The sequence below is a fragment of the Nocardia sp. NPDC050408 genome, assembly GCF_044458905.1.
Taxonomy (GTDB): Bacteria; Actinomycetota; Actinomycetes; order Mycobacteriales; family Mycobacteriaceae; genus Nocardia.
In genome coordinates this window covers 101287-126117 of record NZ_JBITIL010000011.1, presented here as the reverse complement: position 1 = coordinate 126117, position 24831 = coordinate 101287, and the positions used below count along the sequence as shown (strand labels likewise).

Below are 24831 nucleotides of genomic sequence, written 5' to 3'. Positions count from 1 at the left end.
CGTGCGTTTGCGAAAGATTGCCGAGGACGGTGGAGACCAGCCACAGAAGAGGGCTGAAGGATTCCGGGCCGCGCATGCCGAGGCCGATCCCGGGGCGCCTGGGCACGAACGCGACGACAGGCGGCGGATGCTAGCCAGTCAATCTGGTTATCTCGACGGTGCGCCGGGCAGCCATCGTCGTGCGCGGTCGTATACAGAATTCTTGCGCCTGTGTGTTCGATCGATGGAGTTGCACCAGTGGGGCAACTCCTCTCGTGCGGCAAGCCATGTTTGGGGTATCCCAACGATCGGGGCCGGGCGGTTGCCGGTGTAGGCGGCGACGATTCCGCCGACGATGGCGCTGGTGGTGTCGATATCTCCGTCTGCGGCAATGCATGTGGTGATTGCGGCCGGGTAGTTGTCCAGATGTGTGGCTGCGACCCACATCGTGAACGGCACGGTGTTCTGCGCGGTGACCAGAGATCCGTTGCCGAGTTCGTTCGCGGCTTCGGCGGCGGGGGATCCGAGTAGGGTGCGGGCGCGGCGGATCAGCCGGGTCGTGTCACCGTGGTCGAGGCGGTCCAGGATGCTGGTGATGAATTCGGTTGGTGTGGGCCGTGTCCCGTTGAGGCGGGCATGCGCGGCGTGGGCTGCGGCGAGTGCGACCGCGACGGCGCCGGTGATCCCTTCGGGATGTAGATGGGTCACCTGCGCCGACCGGACCGCTTCGGTGACAACCTTTTCCGGGTCGCCGGCGTAAAAGGCACCCAAGGGGGCAACCCGCATGGCCGCACCGTTGCCGCAGGAACCTTCGTCACCGAACGCGGCTGCGGCCGCCTTGCGCCAATGCACGCCATCGCGGACTCGCCCCAAGGTGCCGACTGTGGCGAAGCCGTAGTCACGGCTCGGGTCGAAGCGTCGCGCGAAGGCGGTGGCAAGCCGATCCTGGTCGATCTCGCCGCGACTGGACAGCTCGGTAACCACGGAGCAGGCCATTTCGGTGTCGTCGGTCCACCCCCACGGTCCGGCGGGAAGATTGTCTGCCCGAAGATCTGCGATGGATCGGCGCATGATCGGGAACTGTTGCCCCAAAGCGTCCCCCGCGGACAGTCCATCCAAAGAATCAAGCATCAACTCGACATGCATTGCGTCTGATGATAGCCAAAGGGAAGACGATCTACGCGGATGGCGAATGTGTGTCTGTCGACAGTGTCTGAATCTTCAACGGTGGCAGTGGATGTCGGTTCGTCGCCGTAAGTGCGCGGATGAGCTCGGTGACGTGTTTGCGTTACTCGTGCCCAGCAGAGCTGCTTCCGGTTGGCGGGGTGTATGCCTCGTCGAGTTCGAGTGCGATCCCGGACTCGTGCGCGAGATCGCGCACGTCGAGCTTCAAGGCTTGGATACAGCGCGATTGGTGTCGATCGAGGACGGGTGCTCGGGGTTGTCGATCAACCGGCTGACCGAGGTCCCGAATCAAGACGACATCAGACCGGTGCGTGTCGCCGTGATCGCCACGGTGATAGCCAGCCGTGATGTGACGGCATTCCCCAGCCGGTTACATCTGGCCGTGGCGGACCTGGCCGGCTGGTTCGTAGGTACCGAGGACGATGCCGAGATCGGTCACGGTGAGCTCGACTGGGCGCATCGTCGCCGGGAGGATGCCGTCGTTGAACAAGCGGCGACCGGAGCCGAGCACCAGCGGAAACGTCATCAGGCGGAAGCGGTCGACAAGCTCGTGCTGCAACAGTGTCTGGAGCAGTTTGCCGCTTCCCCAGATCTGCAGCTCGTCGCCGGGTTCGTCCTTCAGCGCCTGCACGGCCGCGACGACGTCGCCGGTGAGGAGACGAGCGGTGTCGGGGTGCTCGCCGCGCCACGTGGCATCGGCCTGGCTGAGCGAGTTGGACACGACGTATTTGGGCAGTGAGTTGATCGCGGTGGCAATGGGGTTGCCGGGGTCGGTCTGATCAGGCCAGTAGCCGCGGAAGATGTCGAATGTTCTGCGACCGAACAGGAATGCGCTGGCGTGGCTGTTGAGTTCGGTGACGAACTCGCCGACGGCTTGGTCCGGGAAGGGGGCCTGCCAGCCGCCGTGGGTGAAGGCGTCGCTGGGATCTTCCTCGGGCCCGCCGGGGGCCTGCATCACGCCGTCGAGGGTCAGGAACGTCTGAACGGTGAGCTTCATGTGGATGTAGACGGAGCGGCGCACTGATTCTGAGCGGTCTCACGTCGAATCGCTGCGGGCGGAGTCAGAACGCATCTCTTTCATGCCGGTGACAACAACCTGGTCGACATGACCGGCGACCCCTCCGCGCACACGCCACCTCTTCCGACGCCTTGCGAGAGTTCCTCGATCGAGGTGTAGAGATCACTCTGCACGCCAAAGTCGCGGCTACGGCGACCTCAGCGGTCATAGGCTCAGCAAACGCCTCTCACCACTCGACGGCAATCGACGAAGCGGTGATCATCAGCGACGACCGCCTGTCGTCGAACAGGTCGTCTTGCCGTCCGAATCGGAATTCGTCTGGCTTCTGCGTGAAACGCAGGAACTCCTCGAATAGGCCGACCGCAGGGAGTCTGTTCAAGTGTTTGTTTAGCTGCTGTGCCGCCGCGTGTATCGCGCAACTCCCGCAACAGGGCGGTACCCAGTTGGCCGTACTCGTGCCGCTCTACCCAATGTTGTCATCCACGGTCAGCGGCCGATCGCGTTGGACCGCCGCCGCGATCTCCGAGATCCAGCAGACCAGTCACGCGAACCAACGACTGACCTCTTACAGTCCCTCGTCGAACGGGTACCGGTCGTGTAACGCGGATCGGTCGCCGACAAAGTAGTTCAGGACTAGGTCGTCAGCGACTTGGACCAGCACATCGCGGCCCTCGACTACGGATGCCCACTCCATCGGCAGTCCGGACACACCATGGGCGGCGCCGATCAGGTTGCCGGCGACCGCACCGGTGGAATCGGAGTCACCGGAATGGTTCACCGACAACAGCAGTGCTGCGCGCGCATCGCCGGTCCGGACCGCGTACAGGGCGCAGTACACCGCGATGGCCAGGCACTCTTCTGCGATCCACCCCGCGCCGACCTGCTCGACCTTTTCAGCGGTCGCCACGCCCTCGGACAGCTCGACAGCGCGGGTCAGCGCCGCCATGGTTTCCGCACCTGCGGGAAACGCCGCGAGTTGAGTAATGGTTTGCTGCACGGCAATCGGCAGTTCGATACCGCTGACAACACGATCGATCAGTGCCGCGAACGCACCTGCGGCGAGGTATCCCGTGGGATGCCCGTGGGTCAGTTGCGCGCTGCGAGCGGCCGTGGTGAATGCGAGATCACCGCCTGCTCCGGCCAGTCCGAACGGTGCCGACCGCATTACGGTGCCGCAACCTTTCGAGCCCGGATTCACCGGACCGGGTTCGTCGAGCGTGCCTGGGGCGAGATACCCCAGTGCCTGCTTGTTCAGTCCGGACATACAGGCATTGCCTGGCGCTCGCGCCGCGTACAGAAACGGCTGACTCGCCAGCCAGCCATCACTGTCTGGTGCGGGAGCATCCTGTCTTTGGGTCTGCAACCAGCGCAGATACGCCTTCCGCAGCGCCGGCACTGGGTCGACACCCGGAACGGACCGCAACAGGCCCTCGGCAGTGAACAGCGTCATCTGGGTGTCATCGGTTATCTGCTGCGGCGCACCCGCGTCGTGCTGCGGCAGAAAGCCCTGCACGCCCTCGGTTCCATATCGCTGGTGAATCTGGGCCAGCTGTAAGAATTCGATAGGCCACCCGAGCGCGTCACCAATCGCCCCGCCCAGCAGTGAGCCCCGGACTCGGTCGAAGACCAGCGTGTAATCACCCACGGGACACCATCATTGCGCATGCGGGCGGCACAAACTGCATCCAGCCACACCCGAAACCCCTGACAGCCCTTGCCCGTGCGACAGTGTGACCGTCAGCAGGCGCAACGGATCATGGAAATTCACGGACTTCGACAACGTCGAAGCCGACGGACCGGGCGGCGGTTTCGAACATTTCCTGCCACTGGTCTACGTCGGTGCTGTCTATCAGGGCATCGGGCATGATTTCGACGCTGATGGACCACCGGTTTTCACCGTCGCGCCACAGCTTGGCCAGCACCGAGGCATCCCCGCCGGCGCCGAGCTCACGGGAACCGAATTGCATGGCCTCGGTAGAGTGCCGGTTTCCCGGGTTTGATCGACAGTGGCTGGTCTACCGAGAGCACCTGCTTTTCTACCGAGAGTCGATGGAGTAGAGGCGATAACGTCCCGGAAGCCACTGCGGCTGCCCGCCGAAGCCGCGATGGTGGCGTGGGTGCGTTCCCCGCTTCCGATCGCTTCGAGTACTCGGTATTTCGGCCGACGAAACCTGATGCTGCCAGCGGAGCCCCTTGTGTAATCCAAATCCATGTAGACAGGATCTATGTAGATGCAATCTACAGCGTGTTTGGCGGCTGTCCTTCGTCGGCGACCAGCGTCCGAAGGATCTCGGCCATTTCGCCCGGTTGAGACGGATCGGCGTCGCCGTTGTAGGCGAATTGCGTCGGATGGATCTCGGGTACGGGGTGGGGTGCAGGCGTTTCACCGTTGGTCGGTAGTTGTCCTGCCGCGGGACTGTCGACAGTGTGGGTGCGTGAGCCGAGTTGGTGGTAGATCAGGTCGTTGAGCTGATCGCGCCGGTAGGGGGCCGTGAGTCCGAGCCAGTATCGTGCGGGTTGGTTGAGGACTTCGGTGAAGGCGGATGCGGCGATGTGGTGGCATCCGTCGACGATGACGAATCAGCAGGAGGCATCTGCGGCGGTTGAAAAACAGCAGGTTGGCGTACCAGTCATTGGATGCTCGGGCCACAACCGCGACACGCATAACCTTCCACTGGCAGCCGACTGACGGCTAAACGTGTTGTAACACTTCGTTGCTGGTCGCGCCGTGGAACGATTCTCATGAGTGAGATCAGCGAGCGGCTCGGGTTCCCATGGCGCTAACCTAGCCACGGCCTGCCGTGAAAAGGCTGATTCCTGCGCCTCGTGCGCAGGGGCAATAGGTGCTCGCGGCGCGGTCAATCCGTCAATCGCACAAAGGGATTCCCATGTCCATCGAACCAGACGAACGCCTCGGCATACGCGGGCAAGCTAATGCTGTGGTGCGCGCCCTGATCACCAGCGTTGTCGGTGTGTTCGCACTGTTAGTCGTCGTCGTGCTCGTCTCGAAGGCGCTCGGCCTGGGTGAGGAAGAGTCGGAATCGACTGCGGCGAGTACAACGAGCAGCTCAGCCCCTACCGCTCTGCTAACCACACCGGCCGCTGCGCCGGTGTCGCTGTCGGATCCGCGATGCGCGCCAGCGGCGGAGAATGTCGTCGCGCAGGTGCAAGCGGGCCTCACCATGGATGGCTACCGGCTCACCAATGCCACGGTGATCATCGATGGTCGTCTCACGTTCTTCGGCGCGACGACCCTCGACGCATCCGGACAGATGGAAGAGCGTTCGGACGTGTGGATCCTGCGCGACCACGTCGTCTTCGCCTCCACCGGTGGCGCACGCATCAACTCGCAATTCCCGAAAGCCTCGTCGTCACCGCTGAGTATTTCGCCGGCAGACGAGCGGGTACGAGCCGTGGATGCCTGTGTAGTGGATGCGACGCGCAGAAGTTGATGCACCTGTGGGCGCGACGGATCGGGAGAGCTCGCAGCGAGTGGTAGACCGGACCGCGCGGAACCCCGTATCCAGTGTCGTCAGAGTCGCATCAATATCTGCAATGTCTGGTCCGACTGATTCGAGGTGACTCGGGAATCTATCTGCCGTACAACGCAATCGGATCGCATTCGAAGCGGTACGAACTACCAGTTGGACGGCGCTCCATGCCGCTACCGCCGGATTTCCGGCAGATGCTGCCTATCCCCTGGACCGCACGTAACTTCTGCCTACGACATGAGCCGGTAGTCCGCGATCTCTACTCGGCGGGTGCGTCGGTCGTATTCACTGACCAGTCCGGGCCAGTTCGCCGAGATCCGGCCGGTTTCGGAGCGATACCAGCTCGCACAGGAAGCCCATACGGTCGAGGCGAGCCTGCGCTGCACCTCGGTATCGTAGTGTCGTTCGACGTCGGCGCGAACGTCGAGCGCGGTTCCCGGACGAGTGTCGAGATGCTCGATGAGTTGGCGGATGTAGCGCGCTTGGCGTTCGAGCATGTAGATGATCGACCCGGAGCCGAGATTGGTGTTCGGGCCATACATGATGAACAGATTCGGAAAACCGGGAACCGCGATGCCTAGGTAGGCCCGCGCGCCTGCGGCCCACACATCGTGCAGGTCGCGACCGTTGTGATCTCGGATCTTCATCGGCGCCAACAGTTCCTGCGCCAGGAAACCTGTCCCGTAGATAATGGCGTCGACGTCGTGCTCAACACCGTCAGCAGTCCGGAGTCCTCGGGGGGTGATCTCGGTGATGGCCTCGGTCACTACATGCACATTGGTTTCGGTGAGCGCGGAATAGAAGTTGTTGCCGAATAGCACACACTTGCACCCGATCGGATAGTCCGGCGTCAGCGCCGCCCGCAGTTTCTCGTCCGGAACTTGTATGCGCAGATTCCATTTCGCGATCCAGCCGACAAAGCGTGCGATGCTTCGATTCCTCACAAGGCCCAAGGCGCCAAGTTCCCCGCCAAACCAGCACAGCAGCCGCTCCACGCTTTGCAGCAGTGGCCTCCGCCGAAAAGTCCACTGGTGCAGACGACCGTACGCGGTGTCCGGCTTCGGCAGGATGTAAGGAGCCGATCGCTGAAAGACCGTCAGATCGGCGACCACCGGTTGGATCCGCGGCACGAACTGGACGGCGCTCGCACCGGTTCCGATGACCGCCACCCGCTTGCCGGCGAGTTCGTAGTCGTGATTCCACTCCGCGGAATGGAAGCTGACGCCCGCAAATGACTCCCGGCCCGAAATAGCCGGAATTGCCGGTCGGCACAGCTGGCCGGTGGCGGGCACGAACACGTCAGCATCCAAAGTCTCGCCAGTGTTCGTCTCGATTCGCCACCGTCGCGTTGCCGCATCGAAGTCCGCGCCGGTTACCTCTGTGTTGAACCGGATGTGCGGGCGCAGACCGTAGTCGTCTATCAGCCGGTTCAGGTAGTCCTTGATATCGCGCTGCTCCGAATACCGTCTCGGCCAACTGGGATTCGGGGCGAATGAGAACGAGTAGTACGGCGACGGAACGTCGCATGCCGCACCCGGATAGGTGTTCTCCCGCCAGACTCCCCCTGCCTCGGATGCCTTTTCCAGGATGACGAAATCATGGTGACCGGAGCGCACGAGCTCCAACGCCATCGCCACCCCACCGAATCCTGCGCCGACGATGACTACAGCCATATACTCAGCCTAGTGCCGCATCCGCTGATGCGCTGGGGCTGTGATGACCAGTCCACCAACGGGATTGGCCGACTGGTACCGAAGGTAGTGGCGGCACTTCGCCCGCTTGTGAGTTTCTTTGTTGCGGTGGCCCGGGTTCCGGTTGGGTGGCGATGGTGCTGGTCAATCTTGCGCCTGCGCTGGTTGCACTGTGGGTGCAGTTCGTGCGGCGCACTCGGCTTCGCGGGCTGGTTTGGAATGACGAACTTGCGACTGTTGAATACGCGATCCTGCCAGTCCGGAACCCCTACTGCCTGCATCGCAATAGATTCCCGCGCCAGGTCGAGGTTGATCCTCATCGACCGCGAAGCGCTCGCCGACCTATGGCGAGCTGGAGCCTCGGTCATCTCGGCGTCGAGTGCATTGGCGGGGGCCGATTCACCATCCAGCGACCACGGCTTCGTCGCGGTCGCGATATACGAAAACCCGGGCGTGGCCCGGGGTTTCGCAGCGTGGATCGGCCTCGGTTCAGCGGGTGGCGATGATTGCTGAGCCGTGACCGAAGAGGCCCTGATTCACCGCGATGCCTGCGCGGGCGTTCTCCACTTGGCGGCTGTCGGCCTGGCCGCGCAATTGCCACGTGAGTTCGCAGATCTGGGCGATCGCCTGCGCGGGTATCGCCTCACCGAAGCAGGCCAGTCCACCGCTGGGGTTCACCGGCACGCGTCCACCCAAAGTCGTTGCGCCGCTGCGCAGCAGGTCCTCGGCGCCGCCGGTGTCGCAGAGCCCGATGTCCTCGTACCAGTCCAACTCCAGAGCGGTGGAGAGGTCGTAGACCTCCGCGAAGGACAGGTCGGAGGGTCCGAGCCCGGCCTCTTCGTACGCGGCGTGCGCGATAGCGGAACGGAACGTGTGCGGCGGGGGCTCGACGGCCACGGCGGAGTCCGTCGCGAAATCCGGCAGGTCGAGGACGGTTTTCGGGAACGTGGGTGTGACCGTCGACAGCGCCCGGATGCGGACCGGGTCGGTGACGCCGTGGCGGCGGGCGTACTCCATCGACGTCAGCACCAGTGCCGCACCGCCGTCGCTGGTCGCGCAGATGTCGAGCAGCCGCAGCGGGTCAGAGACGATCGCCGAGTCCGCGACCTCCTCGGCCGAAACCTCCTTGCGGTAGCGGGCGTACGGGTTGTTCAGGCCGTGCTTGGCGTTCTTCACCTTGACCGCGGCGAAATCGTCGAGCGTGGCGCCGTGCAGCGCCATCCGGCGGCGGGCATAGAGCGCGAAATAGATGGGGTTGGTGGCACCGAGCAGGTGGAAGCGCAACCAGTCCGGATCGTCGCGGCGTTCACCGCCGACCGGCTGGAAGAAGCCCTTCGGGGCGGCATCCGCGCCGATCACCAGCGCTACATCGGTCAACCCGGCCAGGATCTGGGCGCGCGCGTTGGCGATGGCCTGCGCACCGGAGGCGCAGGCGGCGTAGCTGCTCGAGATCCGCGCACCCGACCAGCCCAACGCCTGGGCGAATGTCGCACCGGAGACGAAACCGGGGTATCCGTTGCGGATCGTGTCCGCACCGGCGATGTAGCCGACGTCAAGGTGGTCCACCCCGGCATCGGCCAGCGCCGCGCGCGCCGCGACCAGCCCGTATTCGACGAAATTGCGCCCCCACTTGCCCCACTGGTGCATGCCCGCACCGAGGACGGCGATGTCGCGATTATTCGTGTCAGGCATCGACCGGCCTCCACATCCACACCGTGTGCTCCGCTTCCTCGTCCTCGTACAGCACGCCGATGGTCAGTTCGACCGGCATGCCGACGGCCAGGTCGTCCACCGTGAGGCCGCGCTGGACCTGCCCGAGAATCACCATCTGCTCGACCTCGAGCTCCACCGCCGCGACGACATACGGCTCGAACGGATCGGGCGAGACATAGGGCGGGGGCGGCTTGTACCTGGCATCCGCGTATGACCAGATCCGGCCACGCGTGGAGAACAGGTACTCGACCAGCTCGGAGCCGTCCTTCGGGCTTGCACACTGCGGGTTGCGACAGGCCAGCGTGTTCCGCGGGAAATAGGGTGTGCCGCACACATCGCAGCGACTTCCCACGAGACGTACCGCGCCGTCGTCCGCAGTGAACCAGCCTGCCACTGCGGGGCGTTGTTCTTTCTGCACAAACCCGACGGTATAGGAACATGTTCTATTTTGGGGCTGAAATCTGCTCCGGCGATGTAAGCGCGGAGGTACGGTGACTGCGGATTGAGGACGCGATGCGATCCTCGAGTCGACTTGGAGTACCACAACGCCGATGGGCACCAAAGCCATTGACCCGCAGTCGATCCGCAACGTCACGATCATCGGGGACCCCGACGAGACGACGCGAGTCGTCCACCGCCTGTTCCGCGGTTTCGCCAGGATGGCAACCACGGTCCATTGGGTGACGGGCCGCGTCGATCACACTGTCCATATCGCCGAGCTGTCGAGCCACGCGCCGATCGCGGACCTGGAGCGGTCCATCCGGGTAGCCGACGGGGTGATCGCGGTCGTGAACGCTGCAGGGAAGAGCACGCCGCGACTCGAGACGATACTGCGGCTTGCCGACGACCATCAGGTCGCACGGCTGTGTCTGGTGACCGGACTCGGTCATCCCGCCGCCGACTTCGACCGCTGCGTCCGCACGATCGCCGAGACGCGCGGGGCGGTGCCGTTGACGTTGCAGATTCCTATCGGCATCGGCACCGATTTCGAAGGCGTTATCGATCTGGTCCCGATGTGGGCGCTCGAACCGATGGCCGTCGAATTCTATGGCAGCCATTGGAAAGTCGCCGAGCAGTGGTACCGCAACCTGGTGGCCACGGTGATAGAACAGGACGCGGCAGATTCGGACGCCATTCTCGGCCTGCGACAGATCCCACCTGAACACTTGCACGAGCGCATCCGCTGCCTCACGCGCATCGGCGACGCTGTGCCCGTCCTTTGTGATGCGGCGACATGGAATGACGACATCGCCCCGGTCCTGGACGCCATAGTCCGGTATCTGCCGTCGCCTATGCACGTCTGTCAACCGGAACATGCCCTCGACTATTGACGGACCCTGCCATAGGACAACGACTTCGGCAGCTCCGCAACTACACAGCGATAGTCGGGCCGCTGCGTTCGTGCCCGCCACATCGAGCGAATCGTCGTCGATGACGAACAGCGGCTTGCCGACCAGATCGCGACTGGCACACCCGAGCGCATGACCCACATGCTGCCGCGGTTCTTCCAAGGCGCGCGAAGTGGCCACTTCGCCGAAACCGGCCCACGCCCCATGACCGTTCCGCCACATCGAGTAACCAAACGAAGACAGCCGGTTCACCGTTTAGTGCGAGTGGAACGCAGTTGTCTATCCGCACCACAAGGTGAGTGCAGGGGCGGTGAACGAGTCGAGGGCGCGCCCCGGGGGCGGCGCGGCCACGCCCAAAAGGGGGGTGTTCTAGGGGATCAGGGCAGCACCTGGGGGATGACGCCCGGGTTGATCGAGCCGACGATCCCGCCGATCACGGCGCCGATAAGGGTGGGCACGGGATCGATGAAGGAACCGGTGGCGGAGCCGATCGCAGCGCCCGCAGCCGCGCCGTTCAGCACTGGATCCGGGTACTGCGCGTCGGGGTTGGTGGTGACATCCTCCAGTGGGAGCCCGGCGATCGGCTGGGCAACAACCGGTGCCGTCGGAGCAGCAGCCTGATCCGCGGAGGCGGAAGACGCGCCCGCGAATACGACGGCCGCAGCCAATGGCAGGGCACTCACCGCAAGGACGCGACTCGTCTTGATCAGGGCAGAACGGATCATTGTTTTCCTAACCTTTCGGGCCCTCGGAACAACCGAGTTCCACTACTTCATCAGGGAAGACTGCCTTTTGCTGCTCTGATGAATTGACAGCAATCGAGCGGCCACTACTGCGCACCGCGCCCGACGATACTGCGCTACATGCGAATTCGCACATTATCGGCATCACAAAATGATTACTGGAGATCTGAGCGGACAGCCGGGTTCCATCGGGTCAGGGGACAGCACTGGTGCGCTCGCGCGAATAGCGCCGTTATGTGGCGAATTGGCATCCGCACATCGGCATTTCGGATGATCGAGAGGGGTAGATGCTCGGCCGAGCGCGAGACGCTGACCTGATCCTGTTCGTCCATTCGCGAATGTCTTCGGTGTATACATGTGGCGGCATGCCACCGGGATTCGCGAATAGCTGCCGTCATAGCTCATGGACAGAGCCACTTGGCCGAGCGGGCTCGCAAACCTTTCGCTCGATGCTGTCCTCTGCCAGTTGATCCGACGTATTGCCACCGTTGTGGCGCAAGTTGGGGTCTTCTGCCATTAACCTGATGCGCTCGGTGACCTTTGCAGCGTGTTCATCGACGGCGAGGTCACTTCGAGCCACTACCCGGTCGGCCAGCGATGTTGTCCGTTCGGCGTTGCGGCTGTTCGAAGAATCGTGAGACCCAGTTGCCTGTGCTTGGTGAGGCTCTGATCGACGGTGCGGGCCGCGGTCCACCGTTCGATTTCTATGCCTACCTCGCCAGGCCAGACCGGCATGGCGGCGGAGACGATCATGCCCCCAAAGCAGCGCGCGGGCACTTTCGACGAGTGCGCGCGGCTCCGGCCGCTCGCGTCGGTCTGGAGGCAATTTGGGGCTGTGCCTGCCAGCGGTGGATGCCGACCAGGCGCGTCATCCACGAAAGTCTGCCCAGGAAGCCGACGTGCCGGGAGCGACAGCGACCGTTGCTGCCCGTGACGATGGTTGCGGGAATACGATCGGTTCGAGTTGCGGGGCGACGGGGGAGCCCGTTGCGGAATCGAAGGGCTACGGGGATGACCGATTCCGAGCGCGGACCTGGTGGTCGGCCTCCTATGCTGGGTGGCGTCGATCCCGCTGCGCGGCAACCGGATCCGCCGGCAGGCGGCTGGGGCATGCCCTACGGGCCACCTGGCCAAGGATATGGGCCGACACTGTCGTATCCGCCACCATCGACCGGCAGCAGAACGGCTTTGATCGTCGCCGGTGTTCTCGGTCTGGTGGTGGTGCTGGGGCTCGGTGTTGTGATCGGCATCGTCGTCGGCGGTGGCGACAGTAGCAGTGAGTCCGCCGGCGCCTCGGCTACTGCCCGGTGGGAAACGGGGACCTATTCGATGAATGCGATCACCAACGCCTGCGACCTTGTCGATCCCACGCCGTTGACCAAGTGGTCGCCCACGCCGAAAGGTGCGCCCGAGCATAGGGAAAGGCGGCCAACCGCCTACGAGAGCGGCAGCCTGAAGTGCGATGCCGGATACACCAGCGCGACCGCCGGCGAGTTCCCCATGAACAAGGCCGGCATGAGCGTCGAGGCCGAATTCACCAACGGTGCGGCGCCGCCCTTCTACGACCATTGGAAACACGCCGACGTCGCCACACCCGAAGCGGAGTCGGCTTCCGGTGAGGTCACCGGAATCGGCAATCAGGGCTACTGGTACTCCGAAGTCAGAGGAAACCTCGTCGCGAACATGGCCTACATCGTCTGTGTGCAGGACGGCAATGTCTCGGTGCGGGTGAAGATCTCCCTCACGCGTGAGCAGGGTTCTCCCGCGGTGCGGCGGGAGGAACTCGATTCGATCGCCAGGTCCCAGGTCCGCAGGACGTTGGACGGTCTGCGGGAGAAGTAGACCGGCGACTCGAGTGGAACGGTGCGGACGGGTGGCTGGATTACGATCGGGTCGGAGTTGAGATCGACGGGGAGCCGTTGCGGAACCGGAGGGGCTATGGGGATGAACGATTCCCAGCGCGGACCTGACGATCGGTCGACGCCGGATCCTGCTGTGCGACAAACCGATCCGCCAGTTGGCGGCTGGGGTGCCCCGGACTCGGGCGTGTATGGGGCCGCCCCCGGTCAGCCCGTTACCGGATACGGCCCACCTGGTCGGGGGTACGGGCCACTGCCGTCGTACCCGCCGCCGACCGGCAGCGGCAGAGCGGGTCTGATCGTTGTCGGTGTTCTCGGGCTGGCGGTGGTGCTGGGTCTCGGTGTGGTGATCGGTGTCTTCGTCGGCGACACAGACAGCGAGTCCGCCGCTGCCCCGGCCCCGTCCAGCACCGCGGCCTCGTCCAGTGCGGCTCCGGCCACGACATCCCGCCAGGAACCGGCGCCGGGGATCTATTCGATGAGTGGGATCACCAACGCGTGCGATCTTGTCGATCCCACGCCGTTGCACAGGTGGTCGTCCACCCCGAGACAAGCCCCTGTGCATCAGGAATTCCCGCCGAATAACTCCGACGGCGGCAACCTGAACTGCGCCATCCGCTACACCAGCCCCTCGACCGTCCCCGACGATGCCACCGTCGACGAAGCCGGCATCGGCCTCCAGGCCCAGCTCACCGGCGCCGCGGCCGCCCTCGCCTACGACCGTTGGAAACAGACCGACACCGCCGCCACCGGATCGGGGCGGGCCTCGGGCGAGATCACCGGAATCGGCGCCCAGGGTTACTGGCATACCGCGACCACGGACACCAGCAACGGAATGACCTACATCGTGGGCGTGCAGGACAGCAATGTCTCGATACGAGTGGAAGTCGCTGTCCTGCGCGCGAAGGGCGAACCCCCGGTGAACCGGGACGAGCTCGCCACGATCGCCGAAAACCAAGCCCGCAGGGCGTTGGACGGATTGAAGAAGTCGTAGCACGTTCGCCGACACCGTCATCCGCGTCATGGGCTCGAATCCCGGCACCGATCCACTCCCTTCCTGCTGACCTAGCTCCCTCGAAATGAGGGCGTTGCACCTCGGGTCGCGGTCACCAATCCGGCGGAAACCGACCGCGACAATCTGCCCGTACCTGACGTAACGCAGCTCATCGGCGGGACCACACACCAGGTCAACTGGCAGCGGACAGATGCGTTGCGGCTGAATCTTGCTCATGCCCAACTTCTGTCAGTACGGTTTGCTCGGGACGTCGGCGGATGGATCGGGGTGCAGCGCGAGTGTTCCCCTGCGAAAGCCGCTCGGTCTGCTCTATGGCCAGACGGACGACACCTGGTCTTACTGGGCTGACACGGCCGCTGTCTCGTCTGTGTGGATGTGTTGGGTGAGGAAGTGGGCCGCGCGGTCCAGTGCCCGGTCGGCCTCGTCGAGAATGCCGGCGAAGGACTGGAATACGTGGGGGACGTCGGCGGTGATGTCCAGGATTACGTCCACTCCGGCTGCGCGGGCGCGGGCGGCCATGCGGGTCGAGTCGTCCAGGAGCATTTCGTTGGTGCCCGCCTGCAGGAGCATCGGCGGGAAGCCGGTCAGGTCCGCGAGGATGGCCGGGCTGAGCATGTGCTGGTGCGGATCCGCTCCCGCGAGGTACATGGCTCCGGTGTGATCTAGTGCCTCGCGGGTGAAGATCGGGTCGATGCCCGCCTTGGTCTCGATGCTCTCGCCCGTGCGGGTGGCGTCGAGGCCGGGGGAGAACGCCACGATCGCGGCGGGCATCGGGAGACCGGCGTCGCGGGCGGCGAGGCAGGTGGTGACGGCGAGGCCGCCGCCGGCGGAGTCCCCGGCGAACGCGATGGTCGACGGGTCCTCGCCCCTGTCGAGGAGGGCGCGGTAGGCGCTGAGTGTGTCTTCGATCGCGGCGGGGAACGGGTGTTCGGGGGCGAGCCGGTAGTCCGGCGAGAATGCTCGGAACCCAGTCTTGGACACGAGGTTTCCCGTCAGCGACAGCGCGGTCTCGGGCGAGCCGAATACGAAGCCGCCGCCATGGAAGTACAGGATCGTCCTGCTGCGCGCGCCGTTGCCCGGCTCGATGTGCAACGCGGGTCGGCCGCCGAGCATCGTCTTCGTTGTGCGCAAGCCGTCGGGGACGATCATCTGCGCCATCAGTGCCTTGAATCCGGCTCGGATCGCCTCGACCGACTGTGGACCCTCGGGCCGGGGCTGCCGCAGCATCGTGTCGACCTGTGTCCGCTGTTGCTTGCTCACGCGTTTACTCCTACCGAAAGTACCTTCCACGGCACTATATGCCACGGCATGTAATGCTAGACTACATGCCGTGGCATCCAAAGCGAGCAGTCAGACGGTCGACCTCCCGAGGTTCTTCGCCGACCTCGTTCGATGCGAGACGCGTCTGTACAACGCCCTCAACGATCGTCTCCGCGAGCGACACGGAATCGTCACCTCACAGTTCGAGTCCCTGCGCTACCTGCGCGACCACCCCGGGGCCAGGGTGGCAGACCTGGCCGCCGAGTTCGCCGCAGGCATCGGTGCCATCAGCAAGGGCATCGACCGCCTGGAAAGGCAGGGATGGGTTGCCCGCCAACCGAATCCGTCCGATCGCCGGTCCTCACTGCTGACCCTGACCGACAACGGCCTGCAGCTGGCGGACGCGGCAGAAGCGACCTTTTCCGAGCGGTTGACCGAGCTGATCGCAGACGCACTCGCGGATGCCCCGATAACCGCTGCCGCGCAGACCCTTTCGGAGCTGCGTTCCGTCTTGCAACGCGACCAGATCGGCACGCCAATCGGCTGAAGCGGGACCGCGTTCCACGGATCCTCACTCGGCAAGATCCAATGGCGAGAAACCTCGAATCCGGGGTCAGCAGCAAACATCTCAAATGACCAGTTCGCCACTCGACATTCCGCACCCAGGTCAGGCGCTTGCCTCGAGGACGAATCACTGGCTCAGGACGCAGGTGCAGGGCAACACCTGGCTGTCGCCTCGAGACCGTGCGGTTCCCTGCTGCGCTGTCGGCTTTGGCCCGCCGCCGCACTAAAAAATGTGGGCGTTTTCTATCGGGTCCGCATCATCGGCGGCCGGCTGCAGCCCGAGCCCAACGGCGAGACCGCCGAGTCGGCCTGGACACCGATCCCTGACTGCGCTCATCGGCGCGATCATCGCGAGTCCTTAAAGCTCGGATGACAATCGATCAATCCTGACGCGCCAGCCCGAGCAGTGGCAGGTTGAGGTCGCGTTCGTCCGCGTTCTTGTTCCACGCGGTGTAGGTCAACGACCCCGGGCCGCTGATTCGGAACGCGTCACGGAGTCCGGTCACCACCATTGCCGCCAACTGGCGGTATATGGCGGAATTGACCGGCCACGGCAGCTCGATCCACCAGTAGGGGCCATGGTCTTCATCGGGTTCCTGCCAGCCTGACTCGGTGATCAGGTGGTATCCCGTTTCGTCAGGCCGTGCGGTGGGTTCGAGGAACTCATCGCCCACCAATTCGGCCAGTAGCTCGCTGTCGGTCTGCGCGAACTGCGCGAACCGCTGGTGGCCTGGAGGAAGTCCCGCTTCGACGATCTTCACAATCGCGCCTGCGGGCAGTAGCGCTAACTGCTCGGCCAGTCGCTCGGCGAATTCCGTCCAATCTGTCATGTCAGGTCCTGCTGCTGTTCGAATTCGATGGATCTATCGAGAGCGGCCAGCGAGGCATTCGTTTGATACATCAGCTGGACGGTATGTGCGAGACTCAGATTCTTCAGGCGCAGTGTTGTTTCCGAAAAAGCCCAACGTATTTCTGCGGCTTCCCCCGGCATGCGGGCGGTCGGTTCGCCGAGAGCGCCGGTTATAGCGTCGGACATCCTGACGAACGCGTCACGCACCATTGCTCGGCCGGTCGGGTCCTCGCTCGCGGAGTCTGTCACCATCAACTCGATAGACTCAGCTACTCCATCGCGGCCTGTCACCACACCGCTGCTCAGCCCGAAACCGCAGTCGAGCATGACCCAATCCGCTCGGGTCATCAATACCTTCCAGTCGAACCTTGCCGCTATCGCGGGCACCTCTTGCAACTGCCACGACCAGTCCAACGACCGCAAGCCCGTAGCCAATTCGACTATCTCGCCATCGGTCAGCGCACGCCATCCCGTCATGGATTCTCCTTATATATCGCCGGATCGGACGGCCGGTACTACGTGAAGACCGGAGATCCGACAATCGCCAACCCGATCGATGTCACGGTCATGGCCGCCGAAATCGACTGGCTCGTCACGCTCACGCGTTGTTACCGCGAGGACCGCGTGCATGACGAGTATCTACGACTGCGGAACCATACCGAACTCGGCGCGACTGTACATGTTTGGTCGATTTGAGAGTGGCGTGGAATCTGGTCAGTGTCTTTCCGGGTGACCGGGGCTAGGGAAATGTGTTAGCTGCTGGCGTAGAGGCGGGGTCATTGGCAGAGGCCTGGTTGAGCATCTGGATCCATCTCGGGCCACTGGATCAGCTGAGGGTGTGTTCCTCGCTCAACGGGTTACCGGCCGCATCGACTTCCGCATAGTCGACGCCGAATTCGAGTTTCGCGTTTCGGCACTGTTCGGCAAGCTCATGTAGCCGGGAAACGGCGGCTTCGACATCGCCATCGATATGGCCTTCGAGGAGGAAGTAATTAGGCGGATTCTGCGGCGATGCCTCATAGCAGAGCAGTTCGAAGTCGTCTGTTTCGTAATGCGTTTCCCATCCTCGGCGAGGCTGCATACGTAGCTCGTCGTTCGAAATCCACGACCTTAATATCTGCTCGACAATTTCTGGATTACCGGTTTCGATACTTCCGTGGAACGACGTACTCGGCACGAATCTGCTCCAATTTCAAAGTTGTAATCTCAGTTACGCTACCGAGCGGCGTCTGGCTTCGTCTTCACCATAGGAGATCGTAATACCTGGGTTTTTGCCGCAGAATCATGCGGATCGAGGGCGGCTGGTAAGCGAGCGGCAACGTGTTCTCGATGCCTTTTCCCATTGGACCCACGGGCTTGTTCCCGAGGCGCGGGATAACGGGTCGATCGCCTGGCTTTCGCGCTGTCGGGTGGGGATGACGGTGCTGCAGCAGAAAAGCGGTGAACACGAGCAAGTGAGAGGATCGAGCGCGGATCGGGGATTGAGGGATATCCGGGCGGATCTGACGCTGAAACGCGAGCGTTACGCGGTAGTGGAATTCTGGGTGATCTGCGCTAGCCGTTCCCAGGCGGGCGAGGTGATTCCTACGGATTCGTTCACCAGGCGGATCAGCTTCGGATCCAACGTCGGGGTTGTCCGGCCTGCTCCGGTGCGTCTGCCGGTCAGCCACCGTCGGGTGCGGTCGGCCAGGTTCGCCAGGCGCGGGTCGTCGGGGGACCAGTCGAATGCTGCGTCGTAGTCGAGGTAGATGGCTGCGAATTCCGTGTCGTTGATGGCGTCGAGTTTGTCGGCGATCCAGCCGGCCGCCTGTTTCGGGGCGACCGATTGCAGCAAAATCCAGAGGTCGCGCTCCATCCGGACTGCCCGGTCGCTGACCCCGAGTTGTTGCAGGCGATCGAGGTACTCGGCGACTTCGGTGGACACGAACAGTCGGTCGCCGGAACTCAATTCGGCGATCCGCTCACGGGTTCGGTGGATCTCCTCGGCGCGTTCGGCGAGCATGCGGTCGATCTCGGCGATCGCCGCCGCGAACTCGTCGGAGTTCGCGGTGAGCAATTCCTTGACACGCGCCAAGGGCACGCCGGCCTGCGCCAGTGTCTTGATCTTGACCAGATCGATGGCGTCTTCGGCACGGTAGCGGCGATAGCCGGAGGAGTCGCGCGGCGGCTCGGGGAGCAGGTCGCGCTCGTGGTAGACGCGCACGGCCTTGATCGTCACGCCCGCATACCGCGCGAGCTGGCCGATTGTGATCATGCGCGTCTCCTTCGAGGGTGTGTCACCTATCCGTGGCTGTCATCGCACCCGGGCGAACAGCCGACCGGCGAGATCAATTCCGGCCACGGCGCCGGATTCGTCACGGGTGAAGAAGCCGCGTTGTCCTTGCAGACCGCCGCCAGTGACGATGTACTCGTCGGCGTCACCGGGCAGCAGGCCGAGAGTAGCGGGTGGCAGGTCGGGCGGCAGTTGGGTGTCCGCGGCGGCACGTATCTCCGGTTTGATGGCGCATTCGATCGTCAAGCCGGTCCCGTCGGTGGCGAGGGTGAGCCGCATCATCTCGTTGTCATAATGTCCGAGGATCTCCGTTGCCCGTGCCCTCTCGTAGGGCAGCGGTTCCGGGTCGCGTTCAACTACGCCGAGGTAGTGTTCGAGCACCCACTTCACCACGGCTCGGTTGAAGGCGAGGCCCGCGTCCGGGCCCGCGTTCGACATCACGGCGACGGCGAAATTCCGCTCCGGCACGACGAGCAAGTCGGCGAACTGGCCATTGGCCGACCCGCCATGCCCGATGGTCGCGACACCGTCCGCCTCGCGCAGGAACCAGCAGATGCCGAACGCGTCACCCAGTGTGCTCCCACGCAGTTGCACCGTCTGCTCCCGCATCCGGTGCAGCAGTTCGGTGGGCAGAATGCGCTCGCCGCCCTCGGTCCGGCCGTCACCCAGATGGAACCGCGCCCAACGAAGCAAATCACCTACGGACGTCACCACGCCGCCACCGGGGTTGTTGGCGCGGTTGTCCTTCCACTGCCTGGCGACCGCGAGCGCACCGTTCGCATCGACGTTGTGGCCCACCGCGAACCGCCGGGTCATGACGTCGTTGACCGCGTAGCAGCTGTGTGCCAGCCCGAGCGGTTCGAACAACAGCGACGCGATGGCCCGTTCGAAGCTCGATCCGGTGACGTTCTCGACGATCCGGCCGGCCAGGTTGAAGCCCGCCTGGCTGTACGACGCGCGCGCTCCCGGTTTTCCGATCAGCTGCGACTCGGCCAGTTTCACCGCGTGCCGGGCTAAGGCGTCGTCTCCTTCGCCGGTGTCGTCACTGAGGCGCCATTCCAACCCCGCCGTATGGTTGAGCAGCCGCATTACGGTGATCTCGTCCGTGGCCGCATCAGCGGCGGCGAATTCCGGGACATACCGCCGCACCGGCGCGTCCAACTCCACCCGGCCGTCGGCGACCAACTGCATCAACGCGGTCGCGGTGAATGTCTTACTCACAGATCCGACCACGAACATTGTGTCCCGGTCCACCGGAAGCGGATTGTCCACGCTCGTCACTCCGTGGCACGCGAAGTCTTCTCGACCACCGGCCAACACCCCGACGGCGACACCCGGCACGCCCAACTTCTCGGCCGAGGCCGCAACGAATTCCGAAAGTTCCTGGGTTATCTCGTTCATGCCACCATGCTCGAACTCTGCCCCCGGGGCAAGGTCAAGCCCCTAGGTGAAAACTCGCCGACCGTCATACGCCAAGCTCGCGTCGGCGGCAAAAGTTCAGATTGAAATGAATACATGGAAATCTGTACTATCCGGTTGTGAAGACTCTTCTGCACGGTGACGCGCTCGCCCGTTTCGGGCACGCGCTGTCGGACCCAACCCGCACCCAGATTCTGTTGAGCTTGCGCACCGGACCTGCCTATCCCTCGGACATGGCTGAACGGATCGGGGTGACTCGTCAGATCTTGTCCAATCATCTGGCCTGTCTTCGCGGTTGTGGTCTGGTGGTGGCGGTGCCGGAGGGGCGGCGCAGTCGTTACGAGTTGGCCGACTCACGCATCGCGGCAGCGCTGGAGGATCTGCTCGGGCTGGTGCTGGCCGTCGATCCGGCCTACTGCTCGGCCGCCGACGACCAGGGGTGCTGCTGATGTCGGCGCCGTTGGGCATGCCGTCGCTACCGTCGGCCCTCGCGTTGTCGGGCCCGTCGCCCCAGCGGCGGGGGCTGCTGGCGCGACGGATCCGCTGGTTCGTGGCCGCAACGATCTCCTACAACGTGATCGAGGCGATCATCGCCCTCACCGAAGGCGCTCGCGTCTCCTCGACGGCGCTGATCGGGTTCGGTCTCGACTCGGTCATCGAGGTGTCCTCCGCGGCGGCGGTCGCTTGGCAGTTCGCCGGATCCGATCCGGAGAAGCGGGAGAAGATCGCGCTACGGATCATCGCGTTGTCCTTCGTCGCTCTCGCGGCCTATGTCACTGTCGACTCGATCCGCGGTTTGCTGGGTCTCGGCGAAGCCGAGCACTCGCCGATCGGAATCACTCTCGCCGCAGTCAGTTTGGTGATTATGCCGGTGCTGTCGTGGGGGCAGCGCCGCGCCGGCCGCGAATTAGGCTCCGCCTCCGCGGTCGCCGATTCCAAACAGACCCTGCTCTGCACCTACTTGTCGGCGGTCCTGCTTGTTGGGCTGTTGGCGAACCTGCTACTGGGCTGGTCGTGGGCAGACCCGATCGCCGCCCTGTTCATCGCCGCCATCGCCGTCAAGGAAGGCGTCAACGCCTGGCACGGCGACACCTGTTGCCCCACGCCCACTGGCCTGGCCGCTACAACCGGTGAGGCCGGGCACGAGTGCGACCGCTGTGACTGACTACACCAACCCGCGGTCCGAAAGGGCTTGTCATGCCACGGATTCCGGGTACCGCGCGCTCTCGCTACCGCGACGAAATGCGGGCGGCGAAGACCGCCGAGCAGTCTCGTGACTCGACGCGGGAGACTTTTCGTGACCCGGTGAGGGGTGGTGACGCCGTCCCCAACCCCGAAGCTCACGGCGGACAAGGGTCCCGGTGACCATGTCATCAGAACGGTGGTGCTTGGTTCCCGCAACGTACTGAAAGGTCTGTTGAAGCTCAACATTTGGGTTAACTCAGGCTGCTGACCACGCCAATCTTGTAGCGCCGCAACAGAATCCCGTCATCCTCTCCCGCCATACACCTTCATGTGCACTCGCCGACCAAGGTCGCCTCGGAAACCACGGCTTTCTCGAGCATCGTTCGGCGCTCGATCAACCCGACTGTCACACCGGCGATGATGATCACGCCGCCGAAGACCTGCCCCAGCTGGACCGTCTCGCCGTTGACCGCCACGGCACCGAGCACACCGAATACGGGTACCAGGTTGAGAATGTTGACCGCGACGCTCGAGGTCATCCGACGCAGGCCGTAGTTGTAGAGAAGGAAGCCGCCGACGGAACATGCCACGGCCAGGTAAGCGAGCAGCGTTGAGACCGTGGCATCCGGTACCCGCCAGTCCCCGATCTCCAGGAGCGAGGCGAGTAGGAAGCCGGCGGCACCCGCGACGGTCTGGTAGTAGGTGAGGTTCACCGCGTCCTGCCCGCGTCCCGCGTACTTGCCGAGCACGTTGTACCCGGCCCACACCAGCCCGCCGAGCAGCAGCAGGGCATCGCCGAACCAGCGCGCGCTGCCTCCGACTTCCGCCCCGTTGCGCACGACCAGGAAGGCTCCCGCCGTGGCGAGCAGCACACCGCCGACCCGCAGCAGCGGCATCCTGGCCCGGAAGACCACTAGCTCCATGAGCATGGTCATCAGCGGGTAGGTGGCCACGATCAGAGACGCGTCGGCGGCGGTCGACATTTCGACGCCGATGTTCTCCAGTACGAAGTAGACCGTGATGCCGAGCACGCCGCTCAGGTAGATCATCCGCCGCTGACGGGCATCCGGCCGCGCGACCGGGTTGCGGCGCATGCGCGCCATAATCCCGAGCAGCATGGCGGCGAGCGTGAAGCGGATGGCCCCGATGGTCAACGGCCCGACGTCGGCCAGCACCTGCTTGGTCACCGCGTACGAACTGCTCCACAACAGCGCGGCCGCCACGACGGAACTGATCGCCAAGACCTTGGTCCTGCGCTCGTCCACCACTGAAACCCCTTACTTCATCGCCGCCCGACCGCATCGCGGGAAGCGCATCATGAACGGAATACTGCGAGCAAGCTAGCAATTAGTCCGGGAAAATGGGACGCTGACCAAACTAAGTTCGGCACCCTGGGAATGATACGGAATATGGACGAACTAGATTCGGCGTTGCTGCGGCTTCTGCAGCAAGACGGTCGGCGAACCAACCGGGACCTGGCACAGGAGTTGGGCATCGCGCCCTCCACGTGCCTGGAACGGGTGCGCTCCCTGCGTGAGCGCGGTGTGCTGCTCGGATTCCACGCCGAGGTGGACCTACCCTCGATCGGCCGGGGCCTGCAGGCGATCATCGCCGTGCGGGTGCGGCCGCCGACGCGCGCGATCATCGAGCAGTTCCAGGCCTTCGTGGCGCGGATGCCCGAGGTGATCGGAGTCTTCGTGCTTACCGGCACCGAAGACTTCCTGCTCCATGTGGCGGTTCGCGACACCGACCATCTGCACGCGGTGGTCCTGGACAAGCTGACCGTGCGGCAGGAACTCGCGGACGTACGCACGTCGGTGGTCTACGGGCACCTGCGCAAGAGCGTCATCGAACCGATTTGAGGCCCTTCCCGGTCGGTACCTTGCCCACCCGCGACGGTCAGCCTGGCGAGGAACCGCATGCATCGGCGACTGGGGCGGGTCTGGTGTAGTCCGCTGTCTGGGTGCACCGCGGCGCGTTGCGGCCTGACGCGGCGGAGGTGTGTCCAGGGCCCGGGTCGTGCGGGATCTGATTCCGGTTGTGCCACCGTTCGTGAACGAAGACAACGTCGCCGCGATCCGGAATCTGGCGGGTTCGGCCACACCGATGGCTCTGCGGGTCGCGGTTACCCTGGGGCTGCCGGACCGACTGTGTGGTGACGGGGCCGCCGTCGAGGAAGTTGCGACGGAACTCGACCTGTCACCGATGACGCTGGAACTTCTTCCGGGTCATCTTGCGGCCCTTGGGAATATCGAGCGTGCTGTAGGACCACCGACTACGGGGCGGTGCTGTGTAGGGATGCCGACAACGGTCTGGTCAACCTGCTGCACCTGGACATGCCCGGTGGGCGCGCTGAGTTGGCGTTCGTTGAAATCCTGCATCTACTGTCGGAGATGACCTCGGTGTCGGTTTCAGCTGTGGTGCTTGGTGGTTCGGCGGCGCTCGGCGCGGTGGGTGAGCGCCTCGATGATGCGTTGCCATGCCGGTGACGCTTCGGAGATCCGGGAAGAGATCAGCTGCAGGCTTTCTGGTCGACTGCCGTCTCGTTCGTGTCGGATTTCCCATGCGTCCAGGTCGTCGATGAGTTGGTCCAGGCGTGGATCGTGCGGCTCCCAGTCGACTGCTTGATCGCAGGCGAGATACAGCCGCGTCGTCTCGGGGTCGTCGAGGTCCGCGGTCTTTTCCCGTATCCGCTGCGGCATGGCCTGCGGGTCCAGCGCCTGCAGCAGGATCCACGAGTCGCGCTCGGCTCGTACTCTTCGTTCGCCGACGCCGAGACTGCGCATCCGGTTCAGGATGGCGACCACCTCGGGGGGTAGGACGAGGCTTTCACCGCTTGCCAGGTCGGCGATGCGGCTGCGGTATTCGGTGAGTTGGTCGATCTTGCGCTGCAATTCGGCGTCGATGTCGGTGATGGCCGCGGCGAATTCGGTCGGCTGGGCATGCAGCAGCGCGTCGATACGGGCCAGCGGAACACCGGCGTCGGCGAGGGTCCTGATCCGGATCAGATCCACCGCGGCTTGCGCGCTGTAGCGGCGGTAGCCGGAGGCATCGCGCTCGGGCTCGGGTAGCAGGCCGACGTGGTGGTAGTGGCGAACGGCGCGCACGCTCACGCCTGCGGTCGCCGCGAGCCGGCCGATGGTCAGCACCGCTGTCCTGTCGTCGTCGGGCATGGTCGGGCCGAGTCTAGGCCGATGGCACGCTGGCGGGGTGGGTGAGCGCAGCCCGGTCGACGACG

24 protein-coding genes are annotated in these 24831 nt (G+C 64.2%); 8 read left to right on the top strand and 16 right to left on the bottom strand.

What is annotated here, in order from left to right; genetic code table 11:
• Positions 1 to 147: 147 nt before the first annotated feature.
• The 4 genes from ACIBJI_RS27745 to ACIBJI_RS27730 all read right to left on the bottom strand — a co-directional run bounded on the left by ACIBJI_RS27745 (position 148) and on the right by ACIBJI_RS27730 (position 4104).
• On the bottom strand, positions 148 to 1125 hold the full coding sequence (locus ACIBJI_RS27745) for an ADP-ribosylglycohydrolase family protein (RefSeq protein WP_397086578.1): 978 nt from the start codon (positions 1123 to 1125) through the stop codon (positions 148 to 150).
• Positions 1126 to 1534: 409 nt separating this feature from the next.
• Positions 1535 to 2185, bottom strand: coding sequence for a dihydrofolate reductase family protein (locus tag ACIBJI_RS27740; RefSeq protein WP_364349134.1), 651 nt, complete (start codon positions 2183 to 2185; stop codon positions 1535 to 1537).
• 562 nt (positions 2186 to 2747) lie between these two features.
• A complete protein-coding gene (locus ACIBJI_RS27735; RefSeq protein ID WP_397086576.1) occupies positions 2748 to 3827 on the bottom strand; it encodes an ADP-ribosylglycohydrolase family protein in 1080 nt (359 codons plus the stop codon).
• A gap of 109 nt (positions 3828 to 3936) precedes the next feature.
• Positions 3937 to 4104 (bottom strand): hypothetical protein, encoded by a 168-nt coding sequence (locus ACIBJI_RS27730; protein ID WP_397086574.1) that lies wholly within the window; start codon positions 4102 to 4104, stop codon positions 3937 to 3939.
• Positions 4105 to 5070: 966 nt separating this feature from the next.
• Here ACIBJI_RS27730 and ACIBJI_RS27725 point away from each other — a divergent pair.
• Positions 5071 to 5634: a hypothetical protein gene (locus ACIBJI_RS27725; RefSeq protein ID WP_397086572.1), complete on the top strand. Its 564-nt coding sequence runs from the start codon at positions 5071 to 5073 to the stop codon at positions 5632 to 5634.
• 269 nt (positions 5635 to 5903) lie between these two features.
• Here the strand turns inward: ACIBJI_RS27725 and ACIBJI_RS27720 are convergent, their stop codons facing one another.
• The 3 genes from ACIBJI_RS27720 to ACIBJI_RS27710 form a co-directional block, all read right to left on the bottom strand.
• Positions 5904 to 7346, bottom strand: a complete 1443-nt coding sequence (locus tag ACIBJI_RS27720; protein ID WP_397086570.1) for a flavin-containing monooxygenase — start codon at positions 7344 to 7346, stop codon at positions 5904 to 5906.
• A gap of 507 nt (positions 7347 to 7853) precedes the next feature.
• Positions 7854 to 9056 carry a lipid-transfer protein gene (locus tag ACIBJI_RS27715; protein WP_364349293.1) on the bottom strand — a complete coding sequence of 401 codons (1203 nt, stop codon included), beginning with the start codon at positions 9054 to 9056 and terminating at the stop codon, positions 7854 to 7856.
• Positions 9049 to 9471: an OB-fold domain-containing protein gene (locus ACIBJI_RS27710; RefSeq protein WP_364349551.1), complete on the bottom strand. Its 423-nt coding sequence runs from the start codon at positions 9469 to 9471 to the stop codon at positions 9049 to 9051. The genes ACIBJI_RS27715 and ACIBJI_RS27710 overlap by 8 nt, the downstream gene beginning before the upstream one ends.
• Positions 9472 to 9628: 157 nt before the next feature.
• Between ACIBJI_RS27710 and ACIBJI_RS27705 the strand changes: the two genes are divergently transcribed.
• Positions 9629 to 10408, top strand: a complete 780-nt coding sequence (locus ACIBJI_RS27705; protein ID WP_397086567.1) for a GTP-binding protein — start codon at positions 9629 to 9631, stop codon at positions 10406 to 10408.
• A 395-nt stretch (positions 10409 to 10803) separates the two neighbouring features.
• Here ACIBJI_RS27705 and ACIBJI_RS27700 read toward each other — a convergent pair whose 3' ends face one another.
• On the bottom strand, positions 10804 to 11151 hold the full coding sequence (locus ACIBJI_RS27700; protein ID WP_364349299.1) for a glycine zipper domain-containing protein: 348 nt from the start codon (positions 11149 to 11151) through the stop codon (positions 10804 to 10806).
• A 1029-nt stretch (positions 11152 to 12180) separates the two neighbouring features.
• Here ACIBJI_RS27700 and ACIBJI_RS27695 point away from each other — a divergent pair.
• Together ACIBJI_RS27695 and ACIBJI_RS27690 are read left to right on the top strand one after the other, a co-directional pair.
• Positions 12181 to 13011 carry a hypothetical protein gene (locus ACIBJI_RS27695; RefSeq protein ID WP_397086565.1) on the top strand — a complete coding sequence of 277 codons (831 nt, stop codon included), beginning with the start codon at positions 12181 to 12183 and terminating at the stop codon, positions 13009 to 13011.
• Positions 13012 to 13164: 153 nt separating this feature from the next.
• Positions 13165 to 14022 (top strand): hypothetical protein, encoded by an 858-nt coding sequence (locus tag ACIBJI_RS27690; RefSeq protein WP_396958392.1) that lies wholly within the window; start codon positions 13165 to 13167, stop codon positions 14020 to 14022.
• Between the two features lie 357 nt (positions 14023 to 14379).
• On the opposite strand, the gene ACIBJI_RS27685 is transcribed toward ACIBJI_RS27690, so the two are convergent.
• Complete coding sequence (locus ACIBJI_RS27685; protein ID WP_396958391.1) at positions 14380 to 15303, bottom strand: alpha/beta hydrolase; 924 nt, start codon at positions 15301 to 15303, stop codon at positions 14380 to 14382.
• Between the two features lie 70 nt (positions 15304 to 15373).
• On the opposite strand from ACIBJI_RS27685, the gene ACIBJI_RS27680 reads away from it, so the two are divergent.
• The gene (locus tag ACIBJI_RS27680; RefSeq protein ID WP_396958390.1) at positions 15374 to 15850 is read left to right on the top strand and encodes a MarR family winged helix-turn-helix transcriptional regulator; all 477 of its coding nucleotides are present in this window, start codon (positions 15374 to 15376) and stop codon (positions 15848 to 15850) included.
• Positions 15851 to 16247: 397 nt separating this feature from the next.
• Here the strand turns inward: ACIBJI_RS27680 and ACIBJI_RS27675 are convergent, their stop codons facing one another.
• The 5 genes from ACIBJI_RS27675 to ACIBJI_RS27655 all read right to left on the bottom strand — a co-directional run bounded on the left by ACIBJI_RS27675 (position 16248) and on the right by ACIBJI_RS27655 (position 20390).
• Positions 16248 to 16697, bottom strand: coding sequence for a TY-Chap domain-containing protein (locus ACIBJI_RS27675; RefSeq protein WP_397086563.1), 450 nt, complete (start codon positions 16695 to 16697; stop codon positions 16248 to 16250).
• Complete coding sequence (locus ACIBJI_RS27670) at positions 16694 to 17194, bottom strand: DUF6301 family protein (protein WP_397086561.1); 501 nt, start codon at positions 17192 to 17194, stop codon at positions 16694 to 16696. Before ACIBJI_RS27670 ends, ACIBJI_RS27675 begins: the two co-directional genes overlap by 4 nt.
• A 349-nt stretch (positions 17195 to 17543) precedes the next feature.
• Positions 17544 to 17798: a hypothetical protein gene (locus tag ACIBJI_RS27665; protein WP_364349320.1), complete on the bottom strand. Its 255-nt coding sequence runs from the start codon at positions 17796 to 17798 to the stop codon at positions 17544 to 17546.
• A 441-nt stretch (positions 17799 to 18239) separates the two neighbouring features.
• A complete protein-coding gene (locus tag ACIBJI_RS27660) occupies positions 18240 to 18971 on the bottom strand; it encodes a MerR family transcriptional regulator (RefSeq protein WP_396958386.1) in 732 nt (243 codons plus the stop codon).
• 39 nt (positions 18972 to 19010) lie between these two features.
• The gene (locus ACIBJI_RS27655) at positions 19011 to 20390 is read right to left on the bottom strand and encodes a serine hydrolase domain-containing protein (protein WP_396958385.1); all 1380 of its coding nucleotides are present in this window, start codon (positions 20388 to 20390) and stop codon (positions 19011 to 19013) included.
• 137 nt (positions 20391 to 20527) lie between these two features.
• On the opposite strand from ACIBJI_RS27655, the gene ACIBJI_RS27650 reads away from it, so the two are divergent.
• Together ACIBJI_RS27650 and ACIBJI_RS27645 are read left to right on the top strand one after the other, a co-directional pair.
• Positions 20528 to 20857, top strand: coding sequence for a metalloregulator ArsR/SmtB family transcription factor (locus ACIBJI_RS27650; RefSeq protein WP_364349329.1), 330 nt, complete (start codon positions 20528 to 20530; stop codon positions 20855 to 20857).
• Positions 20857 to 21573, top strand: coding sequence for a cation transporter (locus ACIBJI_RS27645; RefSeq protein WP_397086558.1), 717 nt, complete (start codon positions 20857 to 20859; stop codon positions 21571 to 21573). The genes ACIBJI_RS27650 and ACIBJI_RS27645 overlap by 1 nt, the downstream gene beginning before the upstream one ends.
• Before the next feature lie 346 nt (positions 21574 to 21919).
• Here the strand turns inward: ACIBJI_RS27645 and ACIBJI_RS27640 are convergent, their stop codons facing one another.
• On the bottom strand, positions 21920 to 22858 hold the full coding sequence (locus ACIBJI_RS27640) for a DMT family transporter (protein WP_397086556.1): 939 nt from the start codon (positions 22856 to 22858) through the stop codon (positions 21920 to 21922).
• Between the two features lie 144 nt (positions 22859 to 23002).
• Here ACIBJI_RS27640 and ACIBJI_RS27635 point away from each other — a divergent pair, with 144 nt between their 5' ends.
• Positions 23003 to 23455, top strand: a complete 453-nt coding sequence (locus ACIBJI_RS27635; protein ID WP_063040920.1) for an Lrp/AsnC family transcriptional regulator — start codon at positions 23003 to 23005, stop codon at positions 23453 to 23455.
• A 549-nt stretch (positions 23456 to 24004) separates the two neighbouring features.
• Here ACIBJI_RS27635 and ACIBJI_RS27630 read toward each other — a convergent pair.
• Entirely contained in the window at positions 24005 to 24766 is a 762-nt protein-coding gene (locus ACIBJI_RS27630; RefSeq protein ID WP_397086554.1) for a MerR family transcriptional regulator, read from the bottom strand.
• Positions 24767 to 24831 lie beyond the last annotated feature (65 nt).

What these genes read in the sequence shown, in the direction of transcription:
- ACIBJI_RS27745 (WP_397086578.1), bottom strand. Translation starts at nt 1,125, where the DNA reads ATGCATGTCGAGTTGATGCTTGATTCTTTGGATGGACTGTCCGCGGGG.
- ACIBJI_RS27725 (WP_397086572.1), top strand. Translation starts at nt 5,071, where the DNA reads ATGTCCATCGAACCAGACGAACGCCTCGGCATACGCGGGCAAGCTAAT.
- ACIBJI_RS27720 (WP_397086570.1), bottom strand. Translation starts at nt 7,346, where the DNA reads ATGGCTGTAGTCATCGTCGGCGCAGGATTCGGTGGGGTGGCGATGGCG.
- ACIBJI_RS27715 (WP_364349293.1), bottom strand. Translation starts at nt 9,056, where the DNA reads ATGCCTGACACGAATAATCGCGACATCGCCGTCCTCGGTGCGGGCATG.
- ACIBJI_RS27705 (WP_397086567.1), top strand. Translation starts at nt 9,629, where the DNA reads ATGGGCACCAAAGCCATTGACCCGCAGTCGATCCGCAACGTCACGATC.
- ACIBJI_RS27700 (WP_364349299.1), bottom strand. Translation starts at nt 11,151, where the DNA reads ATGATCCGTTCTGCCCTGATCAAGACGAGTCGCGTCCTTGCGGTGAGT.
- ACIBJI_RS27695 (WP_397086565.1), top strand. Translation starts at nt 12,181, where the DNA reads ATGACCGATTCCGAGCGCGGACCTGGTGGTCGGCCTCCTATGCTGGGT.
- ACIBJI_RS27675 (WP_397086563.1), bottom strand. Translation starts at nt 16,697, where the DNA reads ATGACAGATTGGACGGAATTCGCCGAGCGACTGGCCGAGCAGTTAGCG.
- ACIBJI_RS27670 (WP_397086561.1), bottom strand. Translation starts at nt 17,194, where the DNA reads ATGACGGGATGGCGTGCGCTGACCGATGGCGAGATAGTCGAATTGGCT.
- ACIBJI_RS27665 (WP_364349320.1), bottom strand. Translation starts at nt 17,798, where the DNA reads ATGCAGCCTCGCCGAGGATGGGAAACGCATTACGAAACAGACGACTTC.
- ACIBJI_RS27660 (WP_396958386.1), bottom strand. Translation starts at nt 18,971, where the DNA reads ATGATCACAATCGGCCAGCTCGCGCGGTATGCGGGCGTGACGATCAAG.
- ACIBJI_RS27655 (WP_396958385.1), bottom strand. Translation starts at nt 20,390, where the DNA reads ATGAACGAGATAACCCAGGAACTTTCGGAATTCGTTGCGGCCTCGGCC.
- ACIBJI_RS27645 (WP_397086558.1), top strand. Translation starts at nt 20,857, where the DNA reads ATGTCGGCGCCGTTGGGCATGCCGTCGCTACCGTCGGCCCTCGCGTTG.
- ACIBJI_RS27635 (WP_063040920.1), top strand. Translation starts at nt 23,003, where the DNA reads ATGGACGAACTAGATTCGGCGTTGCTGCGGCTTCTGCAGCAAGACGGT.
- ACIBJI_RS27630 (WP_397086554.1), bottom strand. Translation starts at nt 24,766, where the DNA reads ATGCCCGACGACGACAGGACAGCGGTGCTGACCATCGGCCGGCTCGCG.